Origin of the sequence: Streptomyces sannanensis, from assembly GCF_039536205.1 — a bacterium.
GTDB classification, from domain to species: domain Bacteria; phylum Actinomycetota; class Actinomycetes; order Streptomycetales; family Streptomycetaceae; genus Streptomyces; species Streptomyces sannanensis.
On the sequence record NZ_BAAAYL010000001.1, the window covers coordinates 4,158,285 to 4,177,946 of the forward strand.

The following is a 19,662-nucleotide window of genomic DNA, read 5'->3' on the forward strand; positions in this document are numbered from 1 at the left end:
CGAGCGGCACCGGTCCGGAGCGTGGAAGGTGTCCCGGACTGTCGGTGTCACCTGAGACAATGTGTTGCATGGCCTCTGCTGATCGACCTCGCGTGCTTTCCGGAATCCAGCCCACCGCAGGCTCTTTCCACCTCGGCAACTATCTCGGTGCGGTCCGCCAGTGGGTCGCCCTGCAGGAGACCCACGACGCCTTCTACATGGTGGTGGACCTGCACGCGATCACCGTTCCGCAGGACCCCGCGGAGCTGCGGGCCAACACCCGGCTCGCCGCCGCGCAGCTGCTCGCGGCCGGGCTCGACCCGGAGCGCTGCACGCTCTTCGTCCAGAGCCATGTTCCCGAGCACGCTCAGCTCGGCTGGGTGATGAACTGCCTCACCGGCTTCGGTGAGGCGTCCCGGATGACCCAGTTCAAGGACAAGTCCGCCAAGCAGGGCGCCGAGCGCGCCACGGTCGGACTGTTCACGTACCCGATCCTCCAGGTCGCGGACATCCTGCTGTACCAGGCCAACGAGGTGCCGGTCGGCGAGGACCAGCGCCAGCACATCGAGCTGACCCGCGATCTCGCGGAGCGCTTCAACGCCCGCTTCGGCGAGACGTTCACCATTCCGTCTCCGTACATCCTCAAGGAGACCGCGAAGATCTACGACCTTCAGGACCCGTCGGTCAAGATGAGCAAGTCGGCGTCCACGCCGAAGGGCCTGATCAACCTGCTCGACGAGCCGAAGGCCACCGCCAAGAAGGTCAAGAGCGCGGTCACCGACACCGACACCGTGATCCGCTACGACGTGGAGAACAAGCCCGGCATCGCCAATCTGCTCACCATCTACTCCACCCTCACCGGCAGGACGATCGCCGAGCTGGAGCAGGAGTACGAGGGCAAGATGTACGGCGCGCTCAAGACCGATCTGGCCGAGGTGATGGTGGAGTTCGTCACCCCGTTCCGGACCCGCACCCAGGAGTACCTGGGCGACCCGGAGACGCTGGACTCGATCCTCGCCAAGGGCGCCGAGAAGGCCCGCACGGTCGCCGCGGAGACCCTGGCCCAGGCGTACGAGAAGGTCGGTTTCCTGTCCGCCAAGCACTGATCGCGCACCGGACGGGGCCCAATCGCCGGTAGTGACCAACGACCCTGGTCAGAAGCGGCCCCGCCCGCCACACTGCACACAGAGCACCCGAGGAACGACGGAGGAGAACGACGTGGGGACCGTAACGCTCGGCGTTTCGATCGCGGTCCCGGAGCCGTACGGCAGCCTGCTCCAGGAGCGGCGCGCGGGCTTCGGTGACCCCGCGGCCCACGGCATCCCCACGCATGTCACCCTCCTGCCGCCCACGGAGGTCGACGAATCGGACCTGCCCGCGATCGAGGCGCACCTCGCCGAGGTGGCCGCGGCCGGGCAGGCTTTCCCGCTGCGGCTGTCCGGCACCGGCACGTTCCGGCCGTTGTCCCCGGTGGTCTACGTCACGATCGCCGAGGGCGTGGCGGACTGTTCCGAGCTCCAGGAGCGGGTCCGGGACGCCTCGGGTCCGCTCGCGCGGGAGCTCCAGTTCCCGTACCACCCGCATGTGACGGTGGCGCACGGCATTGCCGAGGAGGCGATGGACCGGGCCTACGAGGAGCTCGCCGAGTACGAGGCGGCATGGACCTGCGTCGGCTTCGCACTGTACGAGCAGGGCCCGGACGGGGTCTGGCGCACGCTGCGCGAGTACGCGTTCGGGGGCGGTGGCCCCGCCGTGCCGGCACAGGCCCGCCCGGCGGACGAAAGTACTCTCCAGCCGTAGGAACGGTCGGCCCGCGGGTAGGGACTGTTCCATGGACTGGCTGAAAAAGCTCCCCGTGATCGGCCCGCTCGTGGCGGCCCTGATGCGGACGCACGCCTGGCGCTCGTACGAGACGCTGGACCGCGCCCACTGGACCAGGCTGGCCGCCGCCATCACCTTCATCAGCTTTGTGGCGCTGTTTCCGCTGATCACGGTCGGCGCGGCGGTGGCCGCCGCGCTCCTCTCCCCCGAACAGGTGCGGAACCTGGAGGAGAAGCTCACCCAGCAGGTGCCGGGCATCTCCGACCAGTTGAACATCGGCGCCCTGGTCGCCAACGCCGCCACCGTCGGCGTCGTCGCCGGTCTGCTGCTGCTCCTCACCGGCGTCAGCTGGGTCGGTTCCATGCGGGAGTGCCTGCGGGCCGTATGGGAGAAGGACGAGAAGGAAGAGGGCAATCCGTTCCTGCTCAGGCTGCGGGACGGCGGAGCGCTGCTCGGCCTGGGCCTGGCCGGACTGGCCTCGTTCGCCGCCTCCTCGGCCGGGTCGACGGCCGTCGGCTGGACCGCCGAGCGTCTCGGCATCGCCCAGGAGGGCGTGGGCGGAGCGCTGCTGCAGACGGCTGCGCTGCTGGTGGCCGTGATCGCGGACGTGCTGGTCCTGCTGTACGTACTGACCCTGCTGCCCGGGGTGTCGCCGCCGCGCCGCGAGCTGCTGACCGCCGCGCTCATCGGGGCGGTCGGCTTCGAGCTGCTGAAGCTGCTGCTCGGCGGCTATATGAAGGGCGTCGCCACGAAGAGCATGTACGGCGCCTTCGGCGTGCCGGTCGCCCTGCTGCTGTGGATCAACTTCATGGCGAAGCTGGTGCTGTACTGCGCCGCGTGGACGGCCACCCGGCGCAGCGACGCGGAGGTCAGTGGCGGCGCAGCGGCCAGCGGCGGTTGACCAGGAACACGCCGGCGGCCAGCGCGACCAGTACCCCGCCCGTGACGGCGAGGGCCATGCCGAACCCGCTCGACTCGCCCTGCCGGTCCTCCGAGGCCTGTGCGGCCTGTCCGTGGGCGGCGGGCTTCGGAGAGGACCCGGTCCCGTGCGACGTGCCCGCCGCGGCCTCCGCGGACTTCGGCGGGACCAGCTCACCCACCGGGGCGACCTTGCCGGACGCGGCGAAGCCCCAGTCGAGCAACCGCGCGGCCTCGTGGTAGACGGCGTGGTTCTCGTTCGACGAGGGGTTCATGACGGTGACCAGCAGCACCTTCCCGTTGCGCTCGGCGACACCGGTGAACGTCGCGCCGGCATGCGTGGTGTTGCCGTTCTTGACGCCCGCGATGCCCGGGTACGGGCTGATGCCGACGTCGCCGGTCAGCAGCCGGTTGGTGTTCTGGATCTCGAAGGTCTCGCGCTCCTTCCCCGGCTTCTGCTCCCCGGGGAACTGGGCGCGCGCGGTGGAGCAGTACTCGCGGAAGTCCTTCTTCTGCAGCCCGGAGCGGGCGATGAGGGTCAGGTCGTACGCGCTGCTGACCTGGCCCTCGGCGTCGTAACCGTCGGGGGTGACCACATGGGTGTCGAGGGCCTGCAGCTCCTCGGCGTGTGCCTGCATGTCCTGCACGGTCTTGTCGACCCCGTCGTTCATGGCGGACAGGACGTGCACGGCGTCGTTTCCGGAGCGCAGGAAGACGCCCAGCCAGAGGTCGTGGACGCTGTAGGTCAGGTTCTCCTTCACTCCGACCGTGCTGCTGCCCTCGCCGACGTCCGCGAGTTCGTCCTGCGTCACCAGATGGGTCTGCTCCTTCGGGAACCGGGGCAGCAGCGTGTCCGCGAACAGCATCTTCAGGGTGGAGGCGGGGGCCAGCCGCCAGTGGGAGTTGTGCGATGCCAGTACCGCGCCGGTCTCGGCGTCCGCGACGATCCACGACCTGGCGGACAGCTCCTTCGGCAGCACCGGGGCTCCCGGACCCAGATTCACCTGCGTACCGGCCCTGCCCAGCCGGTCGCCGCCGACCGTCGACATCACCGCGGGCGGCTTCGGCTGTACGGCGGAGTCCTCGGCGGGGGCCCTGCCGTCCGCCGACGCGGGCGCGGCGGTGAGAACGGGAAGCAAAGCGGCAGCAGTGACCATCAAGACGGTCTTTTTCAGAGCAGACACGGTCGAGAACGTACAGGGATTCGGACTGATTACGGACACCGGAGTGCTGACCCGCCGATCCTTCCGCCGGGACAGCCCACTCCCTGCCCACCCACCCCGTGAGCCCCTGGAGAAGAGCGGCGGTGATACTGAAGGCATGAAGCTCAGCCGCCCCATTTCCTGGTTCCTGCTCGCTTTCGGGGTGTGGAGCTGGTTCATCTGGATCTCTTTCGCCAACAACCTGTGGAAGGACGGCAGCGGACTCGCCTTCGACGACGCGGGTGACCCGACCGCCTACTTCTGGGTGCATCTTCTGCTCGCCATCACGTCCTTTCTCCTGGGGACGGCCATTGGAGTGATCGGGTTCCGCGGCTTGCGCGCCCTGAGGCGCGAACGCCACGGCGCCTGATTCCGCGGATCGCCGTCCCGACGCGCACCGGACGCCGGACCCCGGGCGCGGGAGCCGACACCGCACCCTGGATCCTGGAAGCCGGACCGGGACCGCGGGCGCCGTACACCGGCTTCCGGCCCCGGACTTCCGACTCGGACCTCGGACGGAGGAATGGCAGCGGTGCTCGTCTTCACGGTGTTCGCGCTCGTGGCCGTGGGTGTACTGGCCGGTGTGCACTGGTACTTGTGGCGCCGGCTGGTGCGCGACACGACGGCCCCGCGCGGCGCGGCCCGCCGCGCGGGCACGGCGGCGGCGTTCGTGTTCCCGCTGCTGTCGCTCGGTGCCCTCGTGTCCGGCCGCGCCGGGGCCCCCTTCTGGCTGCAGCGGACCCTGGCCTGGCCGGGCTACCTCTGGATCGCACTGCTGCTCTACCTGACCCTGGCGGTCCTGGCCGGCGAGGCGGCCCGCCCACTGCTGCGCCGCGCCCTCGCCCGCAGGGCAGCCCCTGCCGCGCCGGGGCCCGCCGCCCCCGCCATGACCGGCGGCACGCGGTCGACGGCCGACGCCGGCCCGGCCTCGGACGGGACCCTGTCCGCGCGCGCACACGCGGGCGAGGCCGGACCCCTCGGTGACCCCGCGGGAGAACCGAGGGGCGCGAAAGCCGTGACAGGCACGAGAAGAGCGGCGGACACCTCGCCGGATCGCGTCCCCACCGTGACCGGTGACGAGCCGGGCCGTGACGGATCCACGTCGGCCGGTGAGGCAGCGGGGCTCGCCACCCCGGCGGCTGCCGGGCCGGACAGCGCCGACCGGACAGCGGGCGACGAGGCCGGGCCGGGCGGGAGTGACGTCAGCCGGCGGCTCTTCGTTTCGCGGGCCGTCGCCGGGGCCGCCGTCGCTGTCGCCGCCGGGACCGTGGGGTACGGGACCTACGGGGTGATGCGCGGGCCGCGGGTCAAGCGGGTCACCGTGCCGCTCGCCAAACTGCCGCGTGCCGCGCACGGGTTCCGGATCGCCGTCGTCAGCGACATCCACCTCGGGCCCATCCTCGGCCGTGCCCACACCCAGCGGATCGTCGACACCGTCAACGCCACCCAGCCCGACCTGGTCGCCGTCGTCGGCGACCTGGTCGACGGCAGCGTGCCCGACCTCGGGCCGGCCGCCGAGCCGCTGGCGCGGCTGCGGGCGCGCCACGGCTCGTACTTCGTGACGGGGAATCACGAGTACTTCTCCGGCGCCGCCCAATGGGTCGACCACGTTCGGGAGCTGGGACTTCACCCGCTCGAGAACGACCGCGTCGAGATCGGCGGCTTCGACCTCGCCGGGGTCAACGACATCGCGGGCGAACGCGAGGGCGACGGGCCCGACTTCGTACGGGCCCTCGGTGACCGGGACCGCTCCCGGGCCGCCGTACTGCTCGCTCACCAGCCCGTCGTCGTCCATGACGCCGTTCGGCACGGTGTGGACCTCCAGCTCTCCGGCCACACCCACGGCGGCCAGCTCTGGCCCGGCAACTACCTTGCCGAGCTGGCCAATCCGACCGTCGCCGGCCTCGAGCGCTACGGCGACACCCAGCTGTATGTCACGCGTGGCGCGGGCGCCTGGGGCCCGCCGGTACGGGTCGGGGCGGAGTCGGACATCACGGTCGTACAGCTCGCGTCGAAGCAGGTCTGAACAGGCTCACGGCGTGATGCCCTGCCTCCTTCGCAGAAGCAATGACACTGCCGTGTCCCGAGGTTGCGGCCGGTCCGGTCGGGCCGCGGCCCCCATGTCCGCGCCGCCGGCCGCGGGACGGGTCGCGATCCTCCACTGACACAGCGAAACCGAAGGTGAGCGGGGGGTTACGGGAAAATCCGGGGGAAGCGCGCCGACTCCGGGGCGAGGCGCCGGTGTTACCGCGGACACCCGTTAATAACTTCCGACGAAGTGAAGGTTCCCTCTTCCGAATGTGAATCCCGTGTGATTGGGTGAACGCCATCTGGAGCGGCGCGCGCCTTCATGCGGACGGTCGCGGGGTGGGTGTTGAGGAGAGCTCTTTCGATGCGGTCGAGCCGTGTGCGGATTCTGGCGATCATTGGCGTACTGCTGGCTGCCGGTGCCGGCGTCTGGCTTCTGCTGCCCTCGGCCGAGGGGAGGGAGGGCCCGATCACGGTCGGCACGACGGACGTCGTCTCCGACCTCGACCCGGCCGGGGCGTACGACGTGGGTTCATGGGCCCTCTACAGCAACGTCTACCAGACGCTGATGAGCTTCAAGCCGGGCGCCGAGTCGCCGTCGCCCGATGCCGCGCGCAGCTGCGCCTTCCTCGGAGACGAGCTGGACACGTACCAGTGCAAGCTCCGCGACGACATCACTTTCTCCAACGGGAACAAGATCACGGCCGAGGCCGTCAAGTACTCCTTCGACCGAGTGCTGAAGATCAAGTCGAAGGTCGGTCCGGCGCCGCTGCTGTCCACGCTGAAGTCGGTCGAGGCGGAGGGTGACACGATCACCTTCAACCTCAAGACCCGTGACGCCACCTTCCCGTCCAAGATCGCCACGGGTGCCGCCGCGATCGTGGATCCCGCGAAGTACCCGGCGGACGCCGTGCGCAAGGGCAACGAGGTGGACGGCTCGGGGCCGTACATACTGAAGTCCCGCACCAAGGACACCGTCCTGCTGGAGCCGAACCCCTCGTACAAGGGCCTCTTCTCGAACGACGGGCAGCCGATCAAGATCCGCTACTACGAGGACTCGGAGCTGCTCAAGGCCGCCTGGGACGCCAAGGAGATCGACGTCGTCCACCGTGAACTGCCGTCGTCCTATCTGTCCGAGCTGGCGCCCACCAACAAGGACAGGCACGTCAACATCACCGCCGGCACCGAGACCCGCAATCTCGTCTTCAACGTCCGCAAGGGCAAGCCGGGCGCGGAGGTCAACGTGCGACGGGCCGTCGCCACGCTGATCGACCGTACGAAGCTGGCGTCGACCACCTTCAACGGCACCGTCGAGCCGCTGTACTCGGTGATCCCGCAGGGCGTCCTCGGGCACTCCACCGCATTCTTCGACACCTACCCGGAGCCCTCCGCCAAGGCGGCCGAGCGGCTTCTGCAGGAGGCCGGTGTCGAGACGCCGGTCGGCATCAAGCTGGGGTACCGGAAGACGGTCTCCGCCGAGGCGGAGGCGCAGGCTCTGAAGAAGGAGCTGGAGGCGGACGACCTGTTCAAGGTGGAGCTGGTCGGCAAGGAGGAGTGGACCGAGTTCCAGAACGCCTACACCTCCGGTGAGTACGACGCGTACACGCTGAGCTGGATCGCGGACTTCCCCGACCCCGACAACTTCGCCGGACCGCTGGTCGGTGCGGACAACAGCCTCGGCAACGGCTACTCCGACCCGGAGATCGACAAGCTGATCCAGCAGACCCAGCAGCACAGCGACCGAGGCCGGGCCGTCGAACCCTTCAAGAAGATCCAGGAGATCGTGGCCAAGGACGTCCCCGTGGTGCCGCTGTGGCAGCGCAAGGACTATGTGCTGGCCGACAAGGACGTCGTCGGGTCCCACATCCTCTCGGACAGCACGGGCATGTGGCGTCTGTGGGAACTGGGCTGGATCTGACGGTCGGCTGAGACCGGGTCAAGGCCGACGAGGGGGCGCGTGAGCGCCCCCTCAGCTGTTCTCCTTCCCGGTCCTGCCGTTGGCGGCCATGCTCGCCGCGGTCGGCATGAAGTCGCCGAGCAGATCGTGGGTCTCGCGCACCAGCGGCCGCAGCAGCCGGAACCGGGACAGCGAGATCGCCCGGGCGGTCACCGGTGCCAGACGGGTCACCAGACGGCGGCTGTTCGCACAGCCCTCGGAGCGGTCGTACACCCAGAAGAGCACCACGCCCATCTGCTGCAGCCACAGCAGCTGCGGCAGCAACTCGGCCAGTTCCGGGTCGATCTTGGTGTCCGCCCCCGCCAGTACGGTCCGGTGCACCTCGATCGCCGCCTCGCGGGGACCCGCGGACTCCGGCGAGAAGGGACTCAGCGGGCTGTCCGGGTCGGCGGCGTTCTTGAAGAACTGCGCCGCGAACCGCTGGTACGGCTCGGCGATGTCCAGCCACGCCAGAAGGACGGCGCGGATACGGGCCGCGAGGTCCCTCTCGTCGCCCAGGGCCTCTTCGACGGCCGCCTGGTGCTGCTTGCCGATCCGGTCGTAGAAGCCCTGGACGAGGTGCTCCTTGGAGGCGAAGTAGTAGTACGCGTTGCCGACCGAGACCCCGGCCTCCTGGGCGATGGCCCGCATCGTGGTCTTGTCGTATCCGCGTTCCTGGAAGAGCCGCAGCGCCGTCTCGAGGATGAGGCTGCGCGTCTGCTCGCTCTTCGAGGGTTTGGCGTTCTCCTTCAGGTCCTTCACGATCCCCGACCCTAACGCGGCCGGCCGCACCCGCCGCGGGGCGGTGAGGTCGGCCGCCGGCCCGGGCGGAAGAGCTTCACGACCGGGCCGCGGCCGACATGGCGCGCGTCGGGATCCGCGTGGACGGGGCCGCCAGGGGCTTCCCGCCCCGGGGCTGCCCTCAGATCCTGGGTGCACCTGTCACCGACATCACCAGCGAGTACAGGGAGGTGGTCGCGGTGATGAAGAGGCGGTTGTTCTTGGGGCCGCCGAAGGCGATGTTGGACACCGCCTCGGGGGTGCGCAGCCGGCCGATGAGGGTGCCGTCCGGGTCGTAGCAGTGCACCCCGTCGTAGAAGGCGGCGGCCCAGAGCCGGCCCCCGTCGTCGAAGCGGATGTTGTCGAACCGGTGCTCTTTGCACTCGGCGAAGACCCGGCCCTCGGAGAGGGTGCCGTTCTCGCGCACGTCGAAGGCGCGGATATGGGCGTTGCGGGTGTCGGAGACGTACAACTGCCGCTCGTCCGGAGAGAAGACCAGTCCGTTGGGCCCGCCGAAGCCGTCCGCCACCAGGCGCACCTCGCCGGTGCCGGGATCGATCCGGTAGACGTTGCAGGCACCGATCTCGCTCTCGGCTCGGTGGCCCTCGTAGTCGCTGGTGATGCCGAAGTCCGGGTCGGAGAACCAGATCGAGCCGTCGGAGTGCACGACCGCGTCGTTCGGGCTGTTCAGCCGCTTGCCTTCGAAGCGGTCGGCGAGGACGGTGACACGGCCGTCGTGCTCGGTGCGGGTGACCCGCCGGTTGCCCTGCTCGCAGCTGATCAGCCGGCCCCGCCGGTCGAGGGTGTTGCCGTTGATGTGCCCCGCGGGTGAGCGGAACACGCTCACCGCCTCCGTTGTCTCGTCCCAGCGCAGCAGGCGGTCGTTGGGGATGTCGCTCCAGATGAGCTGGCGCCAGGCGGGCAGATAGACCGGGCCCTCGGTCCAGCGGCAGCCGGTGTGGAGCCGCTCCAGCTGAACGTCGCCGTAGGCGCACCGTCCGGTGCGGAACCGCTCGTCCAGGATCTCGTACACCTCGTCGTGGACACTTCCAGGCATGATTCCCCCTCACAGGCCGTATGCCGAATGTCATTCGGCTGATCATCAGCATGTCAGAACGGGATATGGTGACGCCATGGGGAACGGGAATGTCGACGACATCGACCGCGCACTGATCGCGCTGCTTCAGCAGGACGCCACGGCGGCCTATGCCGCACTCGGCAGGGCCGTCGGGCTCTCGGCGGGTGCCGCGCACGAGCGGGTCCGCAAGCTGCGCGAGCGTGGGGTCATCCGCCGGACGACCGTGGACGTCGACCCGGCGGCGCTCGGGCGGGGAGTGCTGGCCTTCGTCATGGTCGAGTCGTCGGCGTGGATGGGCGACTCCGCCGACGCGTTCGCCGCCATCCCCGAGATCCTGGAGGCTCATGTCATCGCGGGCAGCGCCTCCGTCCTGGTGAAGGTGCGCACGGCGACCACCGAGCAGCTCCAGGACGTACTTCGGCGCATCTACGCCATCGACGGTGTGAGCGGCACTCAGGCCACGGTCTCGCTCGAGACCTTCTTCGAGCGGCCGGTGTCGCCGGGTGCGGCCGAAGGCTGACCGAACCTGCGCACGCCCGGCACGAGGGCCGTCCCCAGGCAGGCTGCGCCGACGGTGAACGCCGCCGCCGTGAGCGGCACTTCGGGCCCCCATGCCTCGGCGGCCAGGGGTGCCAGGGCGTAGCCGAGCGGCATCGCGCCGAGCGAGAGCAGCCAGTCGTACGAGGTGACGCGGGCCAGCGCGTGCGCCGGGACGGCGGACTGGACCGCGGTCCCCCAGACGGGGGAGAGGAAACCGAGCCCCGCCTGGGCGATCCCGTACGCGGCGATGGTCACCGGGGCGGGGGCGGAGAGCGCCAGCAGCCCCAGCGGCAGGACATAGGTGGCGAGCCCCAGATTGGCGACCAGCACCGGACGGCGCGGCCGGGCCCGGCCCGCGAGGAGCGAGCCGAGGAGCAGGCCGACCGCTCCGGTCTGGAGGAAGGCCACCCAGACGCCCTGGCCGCCCAGTTCATGGACGGCGACGGCGGGGCCGAGGGTCATCAGGACGGCGGCCGCGCCGTTCCAGGCGGAGTGGGCGACCAGGCTGGTCCAGTACCAGTCGCGGGAGCGGACCTCGCTCCAGCCCTCACGGAGATCGGCGACCAGTGAACGCCGCGCAATCGGGACGTGCCTCACCCGGATCACGGAGAGCAGCGCGGCACTGACCGCGAAGCTCGCCCCGTCCAGGACGAACGCCCAGCCGGGCCCGGCGGTGGCGACCAGCAGTCCGCCGAGGGCCGGCCCGCCGAGCCGGGTGGCGCTGTTCACGACCCCCAGCAGCGCGTTGGCGCGCTGGAGGTTCCCGGCCTCCACGGTGCCGGTGATCAGGGGCGATGCGGTCGGCATGGCGAAGGCGGAGGCGGCGCCGCCGACCGCCTCGGCGACCGCGATCTGCCACAGCTCCGGGTCCCCGCCGAGGAGTTCGTACCCGACGAAAAGCTGGGCCGCGCATCGTACGAGATCGGTGGTGAGCGCGACGGTACGGGCGTTGAAGCGGTCGCCGATCACTCCGCCGAACGGCAGCAGCAGGAGCTTGGGCACCATCGCGCAGCCGAGGACGAGCGCGAGGGCACCGGCCGATCCGGTGGCCTTGATGACGGCGAGCGTGAGGGCGACGGGGATCACTGCGTCGCCGAGAAGGGAGAGCGTGCGGCCGGCGAAGAGCAGTCGGAAGGAGCGGGTACGGAGGGGATGAGGCATGACGCGCAATGTATTTCGCTGTCGAATTATTCGTCAACGAAATACTTTTGGTGCGGGCGTACGATCGACCGCATGGAACCCCGCGACTGGACCGACGGGCACGTGGAGCTCTGGCTGCCCGTCCTGCCCGACCTCGACCCCGACATCGAGGGTGCGGTCACCCGGATGCAGAAACTGTCGGTGCATCTGCGCCGGGTGCGGGAGCAGTCCCTGGTCGACGTCGACCTGGAACGCCATGAGTTCGACACCCTGCACAAGCTCGCGGGCCGCGGCGGCACCGCGACACCGTCGCAGCTCGCCGCCGACCTCGACCTCGCCCCTGCCTCGGTCACCGGCCGCCTCGACGGCCTGGAACGGCGCGGCCTGGTCCACCGCACGCCGTCCAAGACCGACCGCCGCCGGGTCGACGTCGAACTGACCGCCGCCGGGCGGTCGATCTGGGCGGGCGCGATGGATGAGCTCGGGCACGAGGAGCACCGGCTGCTGGGCGTGCTCTCGCCCGACGAGCGCAAGCAGCTCAACGACATGCTGCGCCAGATCATGGTGGTGGCCGAGGAGGGCGGCGGCGCGCACTGGGACCACTGATCTTGGGCTGTGCCGCCGCGAGGGCGGATGCGAGGCGGCGTGGCTGGAACCGAATGCGTTCCCACGAGCGGGCGAGGGCCCCGCACCCGGGGTGAACCGGGTGCGGGGCCCTCGTGGAGGATGATCTCGTTGTGCGCTGCACAACGATTCCGCGGAAGCGGATGCGGCATCAGCCAGATGCCGTCGCGAAGACCTGGACCACGCGGTCTCCGGCTACGCCGACACCGGTGTTGGTGAGCTCGCAGTTGTCGATGTTGGCCTTGTGGCCAGGGCTGTTGAGCCAGCCGGTGACGTGGGCCTGTGCTGTTCCCTGGCCGGGTCCGGATACGTTCTCGGCCCAGGCGTTCCTGTTTGCGGTGAACTTGTACCCGGTGCGCTCGATCCGGGTCTTCACGTCGGAACCGTCAGAACCGGTGTGGCCCGTGAGGTTGTTCCGCTCCATGTCGTCGGCATGGGCCTGGGCGGCCTGGGTGAGCTGCGCGTTCACGGCCAGGGCCGAGCAACCGGCTTTCTGCCGTTCCTGGTTGATCATGGTGAGGATCTCGTTTGCCGAGACCTGTTGTACGTCGACCGCCGGCGTCGTCATGGTGGCGGCGCTTGCGGCGGCGGCTCCGGTGAACAGCAGGAGCGGGGCTGCGCACGCGGCGACGGCTGTGCGACGTACTCGCTGGGCTTTCGTGTGCATGACATCCCCTTTCGCGGTGCGGTGGGGGCGCGTCGACAGAGCGCCCGCCACCGAGAGCTTTCTCCGGTACATCCCTCTCGTGAGGGTCTGTCCCGGGTAGCTCCTCATCGATTCTGGGTGCCCGAGGGCAATGGCGCACCTCGAGACTCACTCCACTGACGGTGCATGGCTTGACACTGTGCGTCACGAGGCTGCGTTCCCCGGCGCCCATGCCGTCGGCGGTTTCTCGCCGGGCCGCTCGTTGCATTTCGTCCGATTACTTGATTCGGGTGGTGTTCCGGCAGGGCCGGGCCCGGCTCTCCCGCCGTTTGCCGAACTCCCGTAGACGGTCCGCCGATTCGCGGTCTGCCGCCCATGCGAAGATCCACCCGCTGGACGTGCCTGGCTGATATGTGCGGCTGTCGCCGTCGCGCTTCCGCTGTTGCGGTTTGGGGTGCCAACTCCCCGTACCGGCATCCGGATTGACCTTGGGGCGGCTCCGGCGTGCGGACCTGCCCGGGTCGGGGCCACTGCCGTCCTGGCCCCGCGTCGTGCCGGAGGACCGGTACGCGGGAGCCCCGAGGCATCCCGGTGGTCATCTCCGGCCCGCCGGACTCCGGAGGCCGGTCGGCTGCTCGTGGCCGCGGGCGTCGTCGCGGTCGGCATCACGACGGCTGACGAGCGCCGCTGGGCAGGACCGGAAAACGGCGAGGGCCCCGCACCCGGGATGAACCGGGTGCGGGGCCCTCGTGGATCACGAGCCGAAGCGACCACCGCCGGACGGAGGTCGGCGCAGCGGCCCGCAGTGACCTATGCGGCTTCGCCGCATGGCTGCGAGGCGCCCCGGCGCCGAGCAGCGCGAGGGGCGCGTCAGCAGGCCGGTGCCCCTCCCGGCAACGTTTGCCACGCCGCTCCTTGACGGGTAAACGTTGCCGGTCGCGGCACTAGAAGCGGCGCGTGATCAGCGCGCGCTTCACTTCCTGGATCGCCTTCGTGACCTCGATACCGCGCGGGCAGGCGTCCGTGCAGTTGAAGGTCGTACGGCAGCGCCAGACGCCGTCCTTGTCGTTCAGGATCTCCAGCCGCTGCTCGCCGGCCTCGTCACGCGAGTCGAAGATGAAGCGGTGCGCGTTGACGATCGCCGCCGGGCCGAAGTACTGGCCGTCGTTCCAGAAGACCGGGCAGGACGACGTGCACGCGGCGCACAGGATGCACTTGGTGGTGTCGTCGAAGCGCTCGCGGTCCTCGGCGGACTGCAGGCGCTCACGCGTCGGCTCGTTGCCCCTGGTGATGAGGAACGGCATGACGTCGCGGTACGCCTGGAAGAACGGCTCCATGTCCACGACCAGGTCCTTGAGGACCGTGAGGCCCTTGATGGCCTCGACCGTGATGGGCTTCTCCGGGTTGATGTCCTTGATCAGCGTCTTGCAGGCAAGCCTGTTCTTGCCGTTGATCCGCATCGCGTCGGAGCCGCAGATGCCGTGCGCGCAGGAGCGGCGGAAGGTGAGCGTGCCGTCCAGGTCCCACTTGATCTTGTGGAGACCGTCGAGCACGCGCTCCTTCGGGTCGATCTCGATCTGGAAGTCCTGCCAGGTCGCCTCTTCCGAGATCTCCGGGTTGAACCGGCGGATCCGGAAGGTGACCGTGATGTACGGGGAGGCCTTGGACGCCGCCTCGACCTTGTCCATGACAGGGGTAGCCATCAGTACTTACGCTCCATCGGCTGGTAGCGGGTCTGGACGACGGGCTTGTAGTCGAGACGGATGGTCTCGGAGCCGTCGGCGCCGACCTCGCGGTACGCCATGGTGTGGCGCATGAAGTTGACGTCGTCGCGGTTCGGGTAGTCCTCGCGGTAGTGACCGCCGCGGGACTCCTTGCGGGCCAGGGCGGAGACGGCCATGACCTCGGCGAGGTCGAGCAGGTTGCCCAGCTCGATGGCCTCCAGCAGGTCGGTGTTGAACCGCTTGCCCTTGTCCTGGATCGCCACGTTCTTGTAGCGCTCGCGCAGCTCGGCGATCTTCTCGACGGCAGTCTTGATCGTCTGCTCGGTGCGGAACACCATGACGTTGGCGTCCATGGCCTCCTGGAGCTCCTTGCGGAGCTCCGCGACCCGCTCGGTGCCGGTGGAGGAGCGCAGCGCCTCGACCTGGTCGACGACCAACTGCGCCGGGTTCTCCGGCAGCTCGACGTAGTCGGCCTTGGCGGAGTACTCGGCGGCGGCGATGCCCGCACGGCGTCCGAAGACGTTGATGTCGAGCAGCGAGTTGGTGCCGAGGCGGTTGGCGCCGTGGACGGAGACACACGCGACCTCGCCGGCCGCGTACAGGCCCGGGACGACGGTGGTGTTGTCCGACAGGACCTCACCCTCGACGTTCGTCGGGATGCCGCCCATCGCGTAGTGCGCGGTCGGCTGGATCGGGATCGGGTCCGTGTAGGGCTCGATGCCGAGGTACGTACGCGCGAACTCGGTGATGTCCGGGAGCTTGGCGTCCAGCTGCTCCGGCGGAAGGTGGGTCAGGTCGAGGTAGACGTGGTCGCCCTCGGGACCGCAGCCGCGGCCTTCGCGGATCTCCGTGTAGATGGAGCGGGACACGACGTCACGGGACGCCAGGTCCTTCATGACCGGCGCGTACTTCTCCATGAAGCGCTCGCCGTCCTTGTTGCGGAGGATGCCGCCCTCACCACGGGCGCCCTCCGTCAGCAGGATGCCCATGCGCCAGATGCCCGTCGGGTGGAACTGGAAGAACTCCATGTCCTCCAGCGGCAGACCGCGGCGGTAGACGGCGGCCTGGCCGTCACCCGTCAGGGTGTGCGCGTTCGACGTCACCTTGAAGAACTTGCCGCAGCCGCCGGAGGCGTAGATGACGGCCTTCGCCTGGAAGATGTGGATCTCGCCGGTGGCCAGCTCGTACGCGACCACACCCGCCGACTTCTTGACGCCGTCGACCTCGGTGATCAGCTGGTCGAGGACGTAGAACTCGTTGAAGAACTCCACACCCTCCTTGACGCAGTTCTGGTACAGCGTCTGGAGGATCATGTGGCCGGTGCGGTCCGCGGCGTAGCAGGACCGGCGGACCGGGGCCTCGCCGTGGTTGCGGGAGTGGCCGCCGAAGCGGCGCTGGTCGATGGTGCCGTTCGGGGTCCGGTTGAACGGCAGGCCCATCTTCTCCAGGTCGAGGACGGCGTCGATGGCCTCCTTCGCCAGGATCTCGGCGGCGTCCTGGTCGACCAGGTAGTCACCGCCCTTGACCGTGTCGAAGGTGTGCCACTCCCAGTTGTCCTCCTCCACGTTGGCCAGCGCGGCGGCCATGCCGCCCTGCGCGGCGCCCGTGTGGGAGCGGGTGGGGTAGAGCTTGGTCAGCACAGCGGTGCGGCTGCGCTTCGTCGCCTCGATGGCGGCGCGCATGCCGGCTCCGCCGGCGCCGACGATGACGGTGTCGTACTTGTGAATCTTCATGTCTCGCGTCAGCCCCGGGCTCTAGCGGATGTTCGGGTCGAAGGTGAAGATCACCAGCGTGCCCAGCAGGACGGTGAACACCGTGGCGGTGTAGAGCAGCATCTTCAGCCAGAAGCGGGTGTTCTCCCGCTCCGCGTAGTCGTTGATGACCGTACGCAGGCCGTTGGCGCCGTGCAGCATGGCCAGCCACAGCATCGCCAGGTCCCAGACCTGCCAGAACGGGTTCGCCCAGCGGCCGGCCACGAAGGCGAAGCCGATCTTGGAGACGCCGCCGTCCAGCACCAGCTGGATGAGCAGGTGACCGAGGACCAGGACGACCAGCACGACGCCGGACAGGCGCATGAAGAGCCAGGCGTACATCTCGAAGTTGCCGCGGGTCGTCTTCGGGGTCTTCCCGGTGCGCTTGCGCGGGGCCTCGATGTACGGGGCCGGGTTGTCCACGTCGTAGAGGCGCACGCCCTCGACCGGACCGATCGCGGAAGAAGTGTCAGAGGACATCGGTGTCAGCTCCCGAACAGTACGCGTGCGGCGTGGCCGAGCACGGGGTAGAGCGCGCCCGCCATCAGCACGATCCAGATGCCCATGACGGTCCACAGCATCTGCTTCTGGTAGCGCGGGCCCTTGGACCAGAAGTCCACGGCGACGACGCGGAGGCCGTTGAGCGCGTGGAAGAGGATGGCGGCCACGAGGCCGTACTCCAGAAGCGCCACGATCGGCGTCTTGTAGGTGGCTACGACGTCGTCGTACGCCTCGGGGGACACGCGGACGAGCGCGGTGTCCAGCACGTGTACGAACAGGAAGAAGAAGATGAGGACGCCGGTGACTCGGTGAGCCACCCAGGACCACATTCCTTCCCGGCCGCGGTACAGCGTTCCAGCCGGCACGGAAGAACCCTCCGGGAGCGGGGACTAGGGCCGGCCGGCTTCTTTTGTCGGTCTGGCCCGGCCGGGTACGGTCCACCGGCCCCCGACATCGTAGCCACGACTTGCGGGAACCCTCGCGCCGGGTGGACCAGTGTGATCAAACCGGCAATCAAACAGGCACGGACGGACTATCGGGGCAGCCGTTTTCGCGTGATTCCGGGTGATTCGTCACCAAGTGCGTGAGCCGTGCGCGGGCCAGTCGGCGCAGCTCGTCCGCGGTGACGGAGCGCTCCTTGTCCGGTTCATGGGACAGCCTCTGCCGGATACCGGTCAGTAGCTGGTCCAGGCGTTCGTCCGGGTGATGGCCGTCCAGGCAGGCGACGAACGTGTGTCCGAATCTGCTCTCGTATGCGGCGAGGGCCGCCCGGAGTGCGGTGTGGGCCGTCCGCGGCGCGCCCGGCCGGAGGTTCGAGGAGGATTCGCCGGCCAGGGCCTCGGCAAGGTCGGTGGGTGCGAGGTCGTACCCGGCTTCGTCGGCGGCGGCGAGCAGCGCCTCAAGATCCGGGTACGGGCGGTGCTCGGCCAGCCGACGGGCCCAGCGCCGGCTGGCGCAGCAGGTGAGCAGCGCGGCCTCGGCGGCGTCCGCGGAGGCGGCGTTGAACCGGACGAGCCCCGCCGTGGCGGGGCCGCGGCTCGGCCCGGCTATGGCGGTCCGGGACGGCGTACGGCCCATGGGCGGGTGTGTCGAGGCGTGAGCCGATGAGCGCTTCGGGGGGCCGGACGGGGATTCGCTGGACAGCGTGGGCTCCTCGAAGAGCTGTGGTCGGTGAGGGAGGGGGGAGTCGCCACGCTATCGGCGTACGGCGGAGAGAGTCCGATACGTGCGCGAATTTCACCCGTACGGGAGAGAATGGACGCGCGATATGGACGGCCATTGCAGTGAATCTGTGCTGACTCGACACACCTTCACCGCGTATGGGACGTTTGATGGTGATGCGGCACTCTCGGAATGCTTTCGCCATCGGGGCGTCGGTCGTCACCGCCACGCTCTCCCTCCCGCTCGTGTCCTGTGGCGCGCCGGGCGGCGGCTCCTCGCCGGACGCGCAGCGCGCCACGGCCACTGCCTCGCCTACGCGGCCACCGTCCTCGTACCCCCTGTCCAAGGCGCCCCGCACCATCCCGGCGGTGCGCGGGCATGAGCCGGCCCGGGGCCCGGGCTGGCGGCCCACGCCCACCGCCCGCGTCGTCGTCGCCTCCGGCAGCAAGGCCCTCGCCGACGAGGGCAGGCTCCTCTCCCGCGAACTGAGGCTCGGCTACTCCGCGGGCGGCAAGGCGCGTGCCGGCGACATCGAGCTCGCACTCGGCGGAAGCGGCGCCGCCGAGTCGTACACCCTCACCGTGAAGAACGGGCGCGTCCGTATCACCGGTCCGGACGAGGCGGGCGTCTTCTACGGCACCCGCACCGTCAAACAGTCGGTACGCGCCGACGGCCTCGTCCCCGAGGGCACCGTGCGCGACCGGCCCGCATGGCCGCAGCGCGGACTGAACCTCGACATCGCACGCAAGTACTACACCGCCCCCTGGATCGAGCAACGGCTGCGCGAGATGGCCGACCTCAAGCTCAATCAGCTCGGCCTGCACTTCTCCGACGACCAGGGGTTCCGTATCGAGTCCACCAGCCACCCCGAAGTGGTCTCCGCCCAGCACCTCACCAAGGCACAGGTCCGCCGGATCCTCGCGCTCGCGTCGAGCCTCCACATCACCGTCGTTCCCGAGATCGACTCACCCGGTCACCTCGGCGCGGTGCTCCGCGCGCACCCCGCGCTCCAGCTGCACAACGTCCACGGCACTCCGGCGCAGGGCGCCATCGACATCTCCAAGCCCGACTCGGCCCGGCTCGTCGACGAGCTGCTGCGCGAGTACGCCGGGCTGTTCCCCGGGGCGTACTGGCATCTCGGCGCCGACGAGTACGTGGCCCTCATGGCCCGCGATCCCGAGGCCTCGTACCCCCAGCTGGCCACGGCGGCCCGCGCGAAGTACGGCCCGCAGGCCCGGATCAAGGACCTGGCGACCGGCTGGCTCAACGACCGCGCGGCGGTCATGCGCCCGTACGGCAGGCAGCTCAAGGCGTGGAACGACGGCATCTTCGCGGGCGGGGTCGTCACGGCCGACAAGAAACTGCAGGTCGAGTACTGGACCGGCAAGGAGACCGGAGCGCGTCCACCGCTGGAGTACCTGCGCGAGGGCCGGAAGCTCGTCAACCTCAACGACGAGTACCTCTATTACGTGCTCGGCCAGCCGAACGAGTTCTCCTACCCGACCGGCCGCCGCATCTACGAGCAGTGGACCCCCCTCGTCCTGCGCGGCACCACCCCGGTGTCCACCGCCTACTCCGACCAGATCCTCGGCGGACGTCTCGCGGTGTGGTCCGACATCGCCGGCGCGCAGAGCGAGGCGCAGGTCGCGAACGGCATCCGGATGCCCTTGCGGGCGGTGGCCCAGAAGCTGTGGGACTCGCGTCCGCCCGCGCTGACGTGGGAGCAGTTCACGGCGCTGGCCGCGAAGACGGGCTGACGGCAGGGCGGATGGGCGGATAAGAGGGCAATCGGGCGCCGCACCTGTCACCCGGTGATGTTCACCGAGGTCAGAC

General features: G+C 69.6%; 19 protein-coding genes. 9 read left to right on the top strand and 10 right to left on the bottom strand.

Going from position 1 to position 19,662, the window contains the following annotated elements; all coding sequences use genetic code 11:
• Nucleotides 1-68 precede the first annotated feature (68 nt).
• The 3 genes from trpS (at nt 69) to ABD858_RS19765 (ending at nt 2,701) form a co-directional block, all read left to right on the top strand.
• Entirely contained in the window at nt 69-1,085 is a 1,017-nt protein-coding gene (gene trpS, locus ABD858_RS19755; protein ID WP_345039369.1) for a tryptophan--tRNA ligase, read from the top strand.
• A gap of 112 nt (nt 1,086-1,197) precedes the next feature.
• A complete protein-coding gene (locus ABD858_RS19760; RefSeq protein ID WP_345039371.1) occupies nt 1,198-1,779 on the top strand; it encodes a 2'-5' RNA ligase family protein in 582 nt (193 codons plus the stop codon).
• 31 nt (nt 1,780-1,810) lie between these two features.
• A complete protein-coding gene (locus ABD858_RS19765) occupies nt 1,811-2,701 on the top strand; it encodes a YihY/virulence factor BrkB family protein (protein WP_345039373.1) in 891 nt (296 codons plus the stop codon).
• Here the strand turns inward: ABD858_RS19765 and ABD858_RS19770 are convergent.
• Nucleotides 2,670-3,902 (bottom strand): D-alanyl-D-alanine carboxypeptidase family protein, encoded by a 1,233-nt coding sequence (locus tag ABD858_RS19770; protein WP_345039376.1) that lies wholly within the window; start codon nt 3,900-3,902, stop codon nt 2,670-2,672. The genes ABD858_RS19765 and ABD858_RS19770 overlap by 32 nt on opposite strands.
• 136 nt (nt 3,903-4,038) lie before the next feature.
• Here ABD858_RS19770 and ABD858_RS19775 point away from each other — a divergent pair, with 136 nt between their 5' ends.
• From ABD858_RS19775 to ABD858_RS19785, 3 genes are all read left to right on the top strand, one after another.
• On the top strand, nt 4,039-4,290 hold the full coding sequence (locus tag ABD858_RS19775) for an SCO4848 family membrane protein (RefSeq protein WP_345039377.1): 252 nt from the start codon (nt 4,039-4,041) through the stop codon (nt 4,288-4,290).
• A 153-nt stretch (nt 4,291-4,443) separates the two neighbouring features.
• Nucleotides 4,444-5,946 carry a metallophosphoesterase gene (locus ABD858_RS19780; protein WP_345039379.1) on the top strand — a complete coding sequence of 501 codons (1,503 nt, stop codon included), beginning with the start codon at nt 4,444-4,446 and terminating at the stop codon, nt 5,944-5,946.
• 366 nt (nt 5,947-6,312) lie between these two features.
• A complete protein-coding gene (locus tag ABD858_RS19785) occupies nt 6,313-7,866 on the top strand; it encodes an ABC transporter substrate-binding protein (protein ID WP_345039381.1) in 1,554 nt (517 codons plus the stop codon).
• 51 nt (nt 7,867-7,917) lie between these two features.
• Here the strand turns inward: ABD858_RS19785 and ABD858_RS19790 are convergent, their stop codons facing one another.
• Together ABD858_RS19790 and ABD858_RS19795 are read right to left on the bottom strand one after the other, a co-directional pair.
• A complete protein-coding gene (locus tag ABD858_RS19790) occupies nt 7,918-8,646 on the bottom strand; it encodes a TetR/AcrR family transcriptional regulator (protein WP_425586230.1) in 729 nt (242 codons plus the stop codon).
• 160 nt (nt 8,647-8,806) lie between these two features.
• On the bottom strand, nt 8,807-9,721 hold the full coding sequence (locus ABD858_RS19795; protein ID WP_345039382.1) for an SMP-30/gluconolactonase/LRE family protein: 915 nt from the start codon (nt 9,719-9,721) through the stop codon (nt 8,807-8,809).
• 76 nt (nt 9,722-9,797) lie between these two features.
• Here ABD858_RS19795 and ABD858_RS19800 point away from each other — a divergent pair, with 76 nt between their 5' ends.
• The gene (locus tag ABD858_RS19800) at nt 9,798-10,262 is read left to right on the top strand and encodes an Lrp/AsnC family transcriptional regulator (protein ID WP_345039383.1); all 465 of its coding nucleotides are present in this window, start codon (nt 9,798-9,800) and stop codon (nt 10,260-10,262) included.
• Here the strand turns inward: ABD858_RS19800 and ABD858_RS19805 are convergent.
• A complete protein-coding gene (locus ABD858_RS19805; RefSeq protein WP_345039384.1) occupies nt 10,196-11,443 on the bottom strand; it encodes an MFS transporter in 1,248 nt (415 codons plus the stop codon). The genes ABD858_RS19800 and ABD858_RS19805 overlap by 67 nt on opposite strands.
• Before the next feature lie 72 nt (nt 11,444-11,515).
• Between ABD858_RS19805 and ABD858_RS19810 the strand changes: the two genes are divergently transcribed.
• Nucleotides 11,516-12,028, top strand: coding sequence for a MarR family winged helix-turn-helix transcriptional regulator (locus ABD858_RS19810; protein ID WP_345039386.1), 513 nt, complete (start codon nt 11,516-11,518; stop codon nt 12,026-12,028).
• A 169-nt stretch (nt 12,029-12,197) separates the two neighbouring features.
• Here the strand turns inward: ABD858_RS19810 and ABD858_RS19815 are convergent, their stop codons facing one another.
• The 6 genes from ABD858_RS19815 to ABD858_RS19840 form a co-directional block, all read right to left on the bottom strand.
• Nucleotides 12,198-12,713, bottom strand: coding sequence for a CAP domain-containing protein (locus ABD858_RS19815; RefSeq protein WP_345039387.1), 516 nt, complete (start codon nt 12,711-12,713; stop codon nt 12,198-12,200).
• A gap of 923 nt (nt 12,714-13,636) precedes the next feature.
• Nucleotides 13,637-14,395 (bottom strand): succinate dehydrogenase iron-sulfur subunit, encoded by a 759-nt coding sequence (locus ABD858_RS19820; protein WP_345039388.1) that lies wholly within the window; start codon nt 14,393-14,395, stop codon nt 13,637-13,639.
• Nucleotides 14,395-16,149, bottom strand: a complete 1,755-nt coding sequence (gene sdhA / locus ABD858_RS19825) for a succinate dehydrogenase flavoprotein subunit (RefSeq protein ID WP_345039391.1) — start codon at nt 16,147-16,149, stop codon at nt 14,395-14,397. Before sdhA ends, ABD858_RS19820 begins: the two co-directional genes overlap by 1 nt.
• 21 nt (nt 16,150-16,170) lie before the next feature.
• On the bottom strand, nt 16,171-16,647 hold the full coding sequence (locus ABD858_RS19830) for a succinate dehydrogenase hydrophobic membrane anchor subunit (protein WP_345039393.1): 477 nt from the start codon (nt 16,645-16,647) through the stop codon (nt 16,171-16,173).
• A 5-nt stretch (nt 16,648-16,652) separates the two neighbouring features.
• On the bottom strand, nt 16,653-17,033 hold the full coding sequence (sdhC, locus tag ABD858_RS19835) for a succinate dehydrogenase, cytochrome b556 subunit (protein WP_345039395.1): 381 nt from the start codon (nt 17,031-17,033) through the stop codon (nt 16,653-16,655).
• Nucleotides 17,034-17,181: 148 nt separating this feature from the next.
• Nucleotides 17,182-17,745 carry a 2-oxo-4-hydroxy-4-carboxy-5-ureidoimidazoline decarboxylase gene (locus ABD858_RS19840; RefSeq protein WP_345039398.1) on the bottom strand — a complete coding sequence of 188 codons (564 nt, stop codon included), beginning with the start codon at nt 17,743-17,745 and terminating at the stop codon, nt 17,182-17,184.
• Nucleotides 17,746-18,005: 260 nt separating this feature from the next.
• Between ABD858_RS19840 and ABD858_RS19845 the strand changes: the two genes are divergently transcribed.
• Nucleotides 18,006-19,586, top strand: coding sequence for a beta-N-acetylhexosaminidase (locus tag ABD858_RS19845; protein WP_345039400.1), 1,581 nt, complete (start codon nt 18,006-18,008; stop codon nt 19,584-19,586).
• The last annotated feature ends 76 nt before the right edge of the window (nt 19,587-19,662 follow it).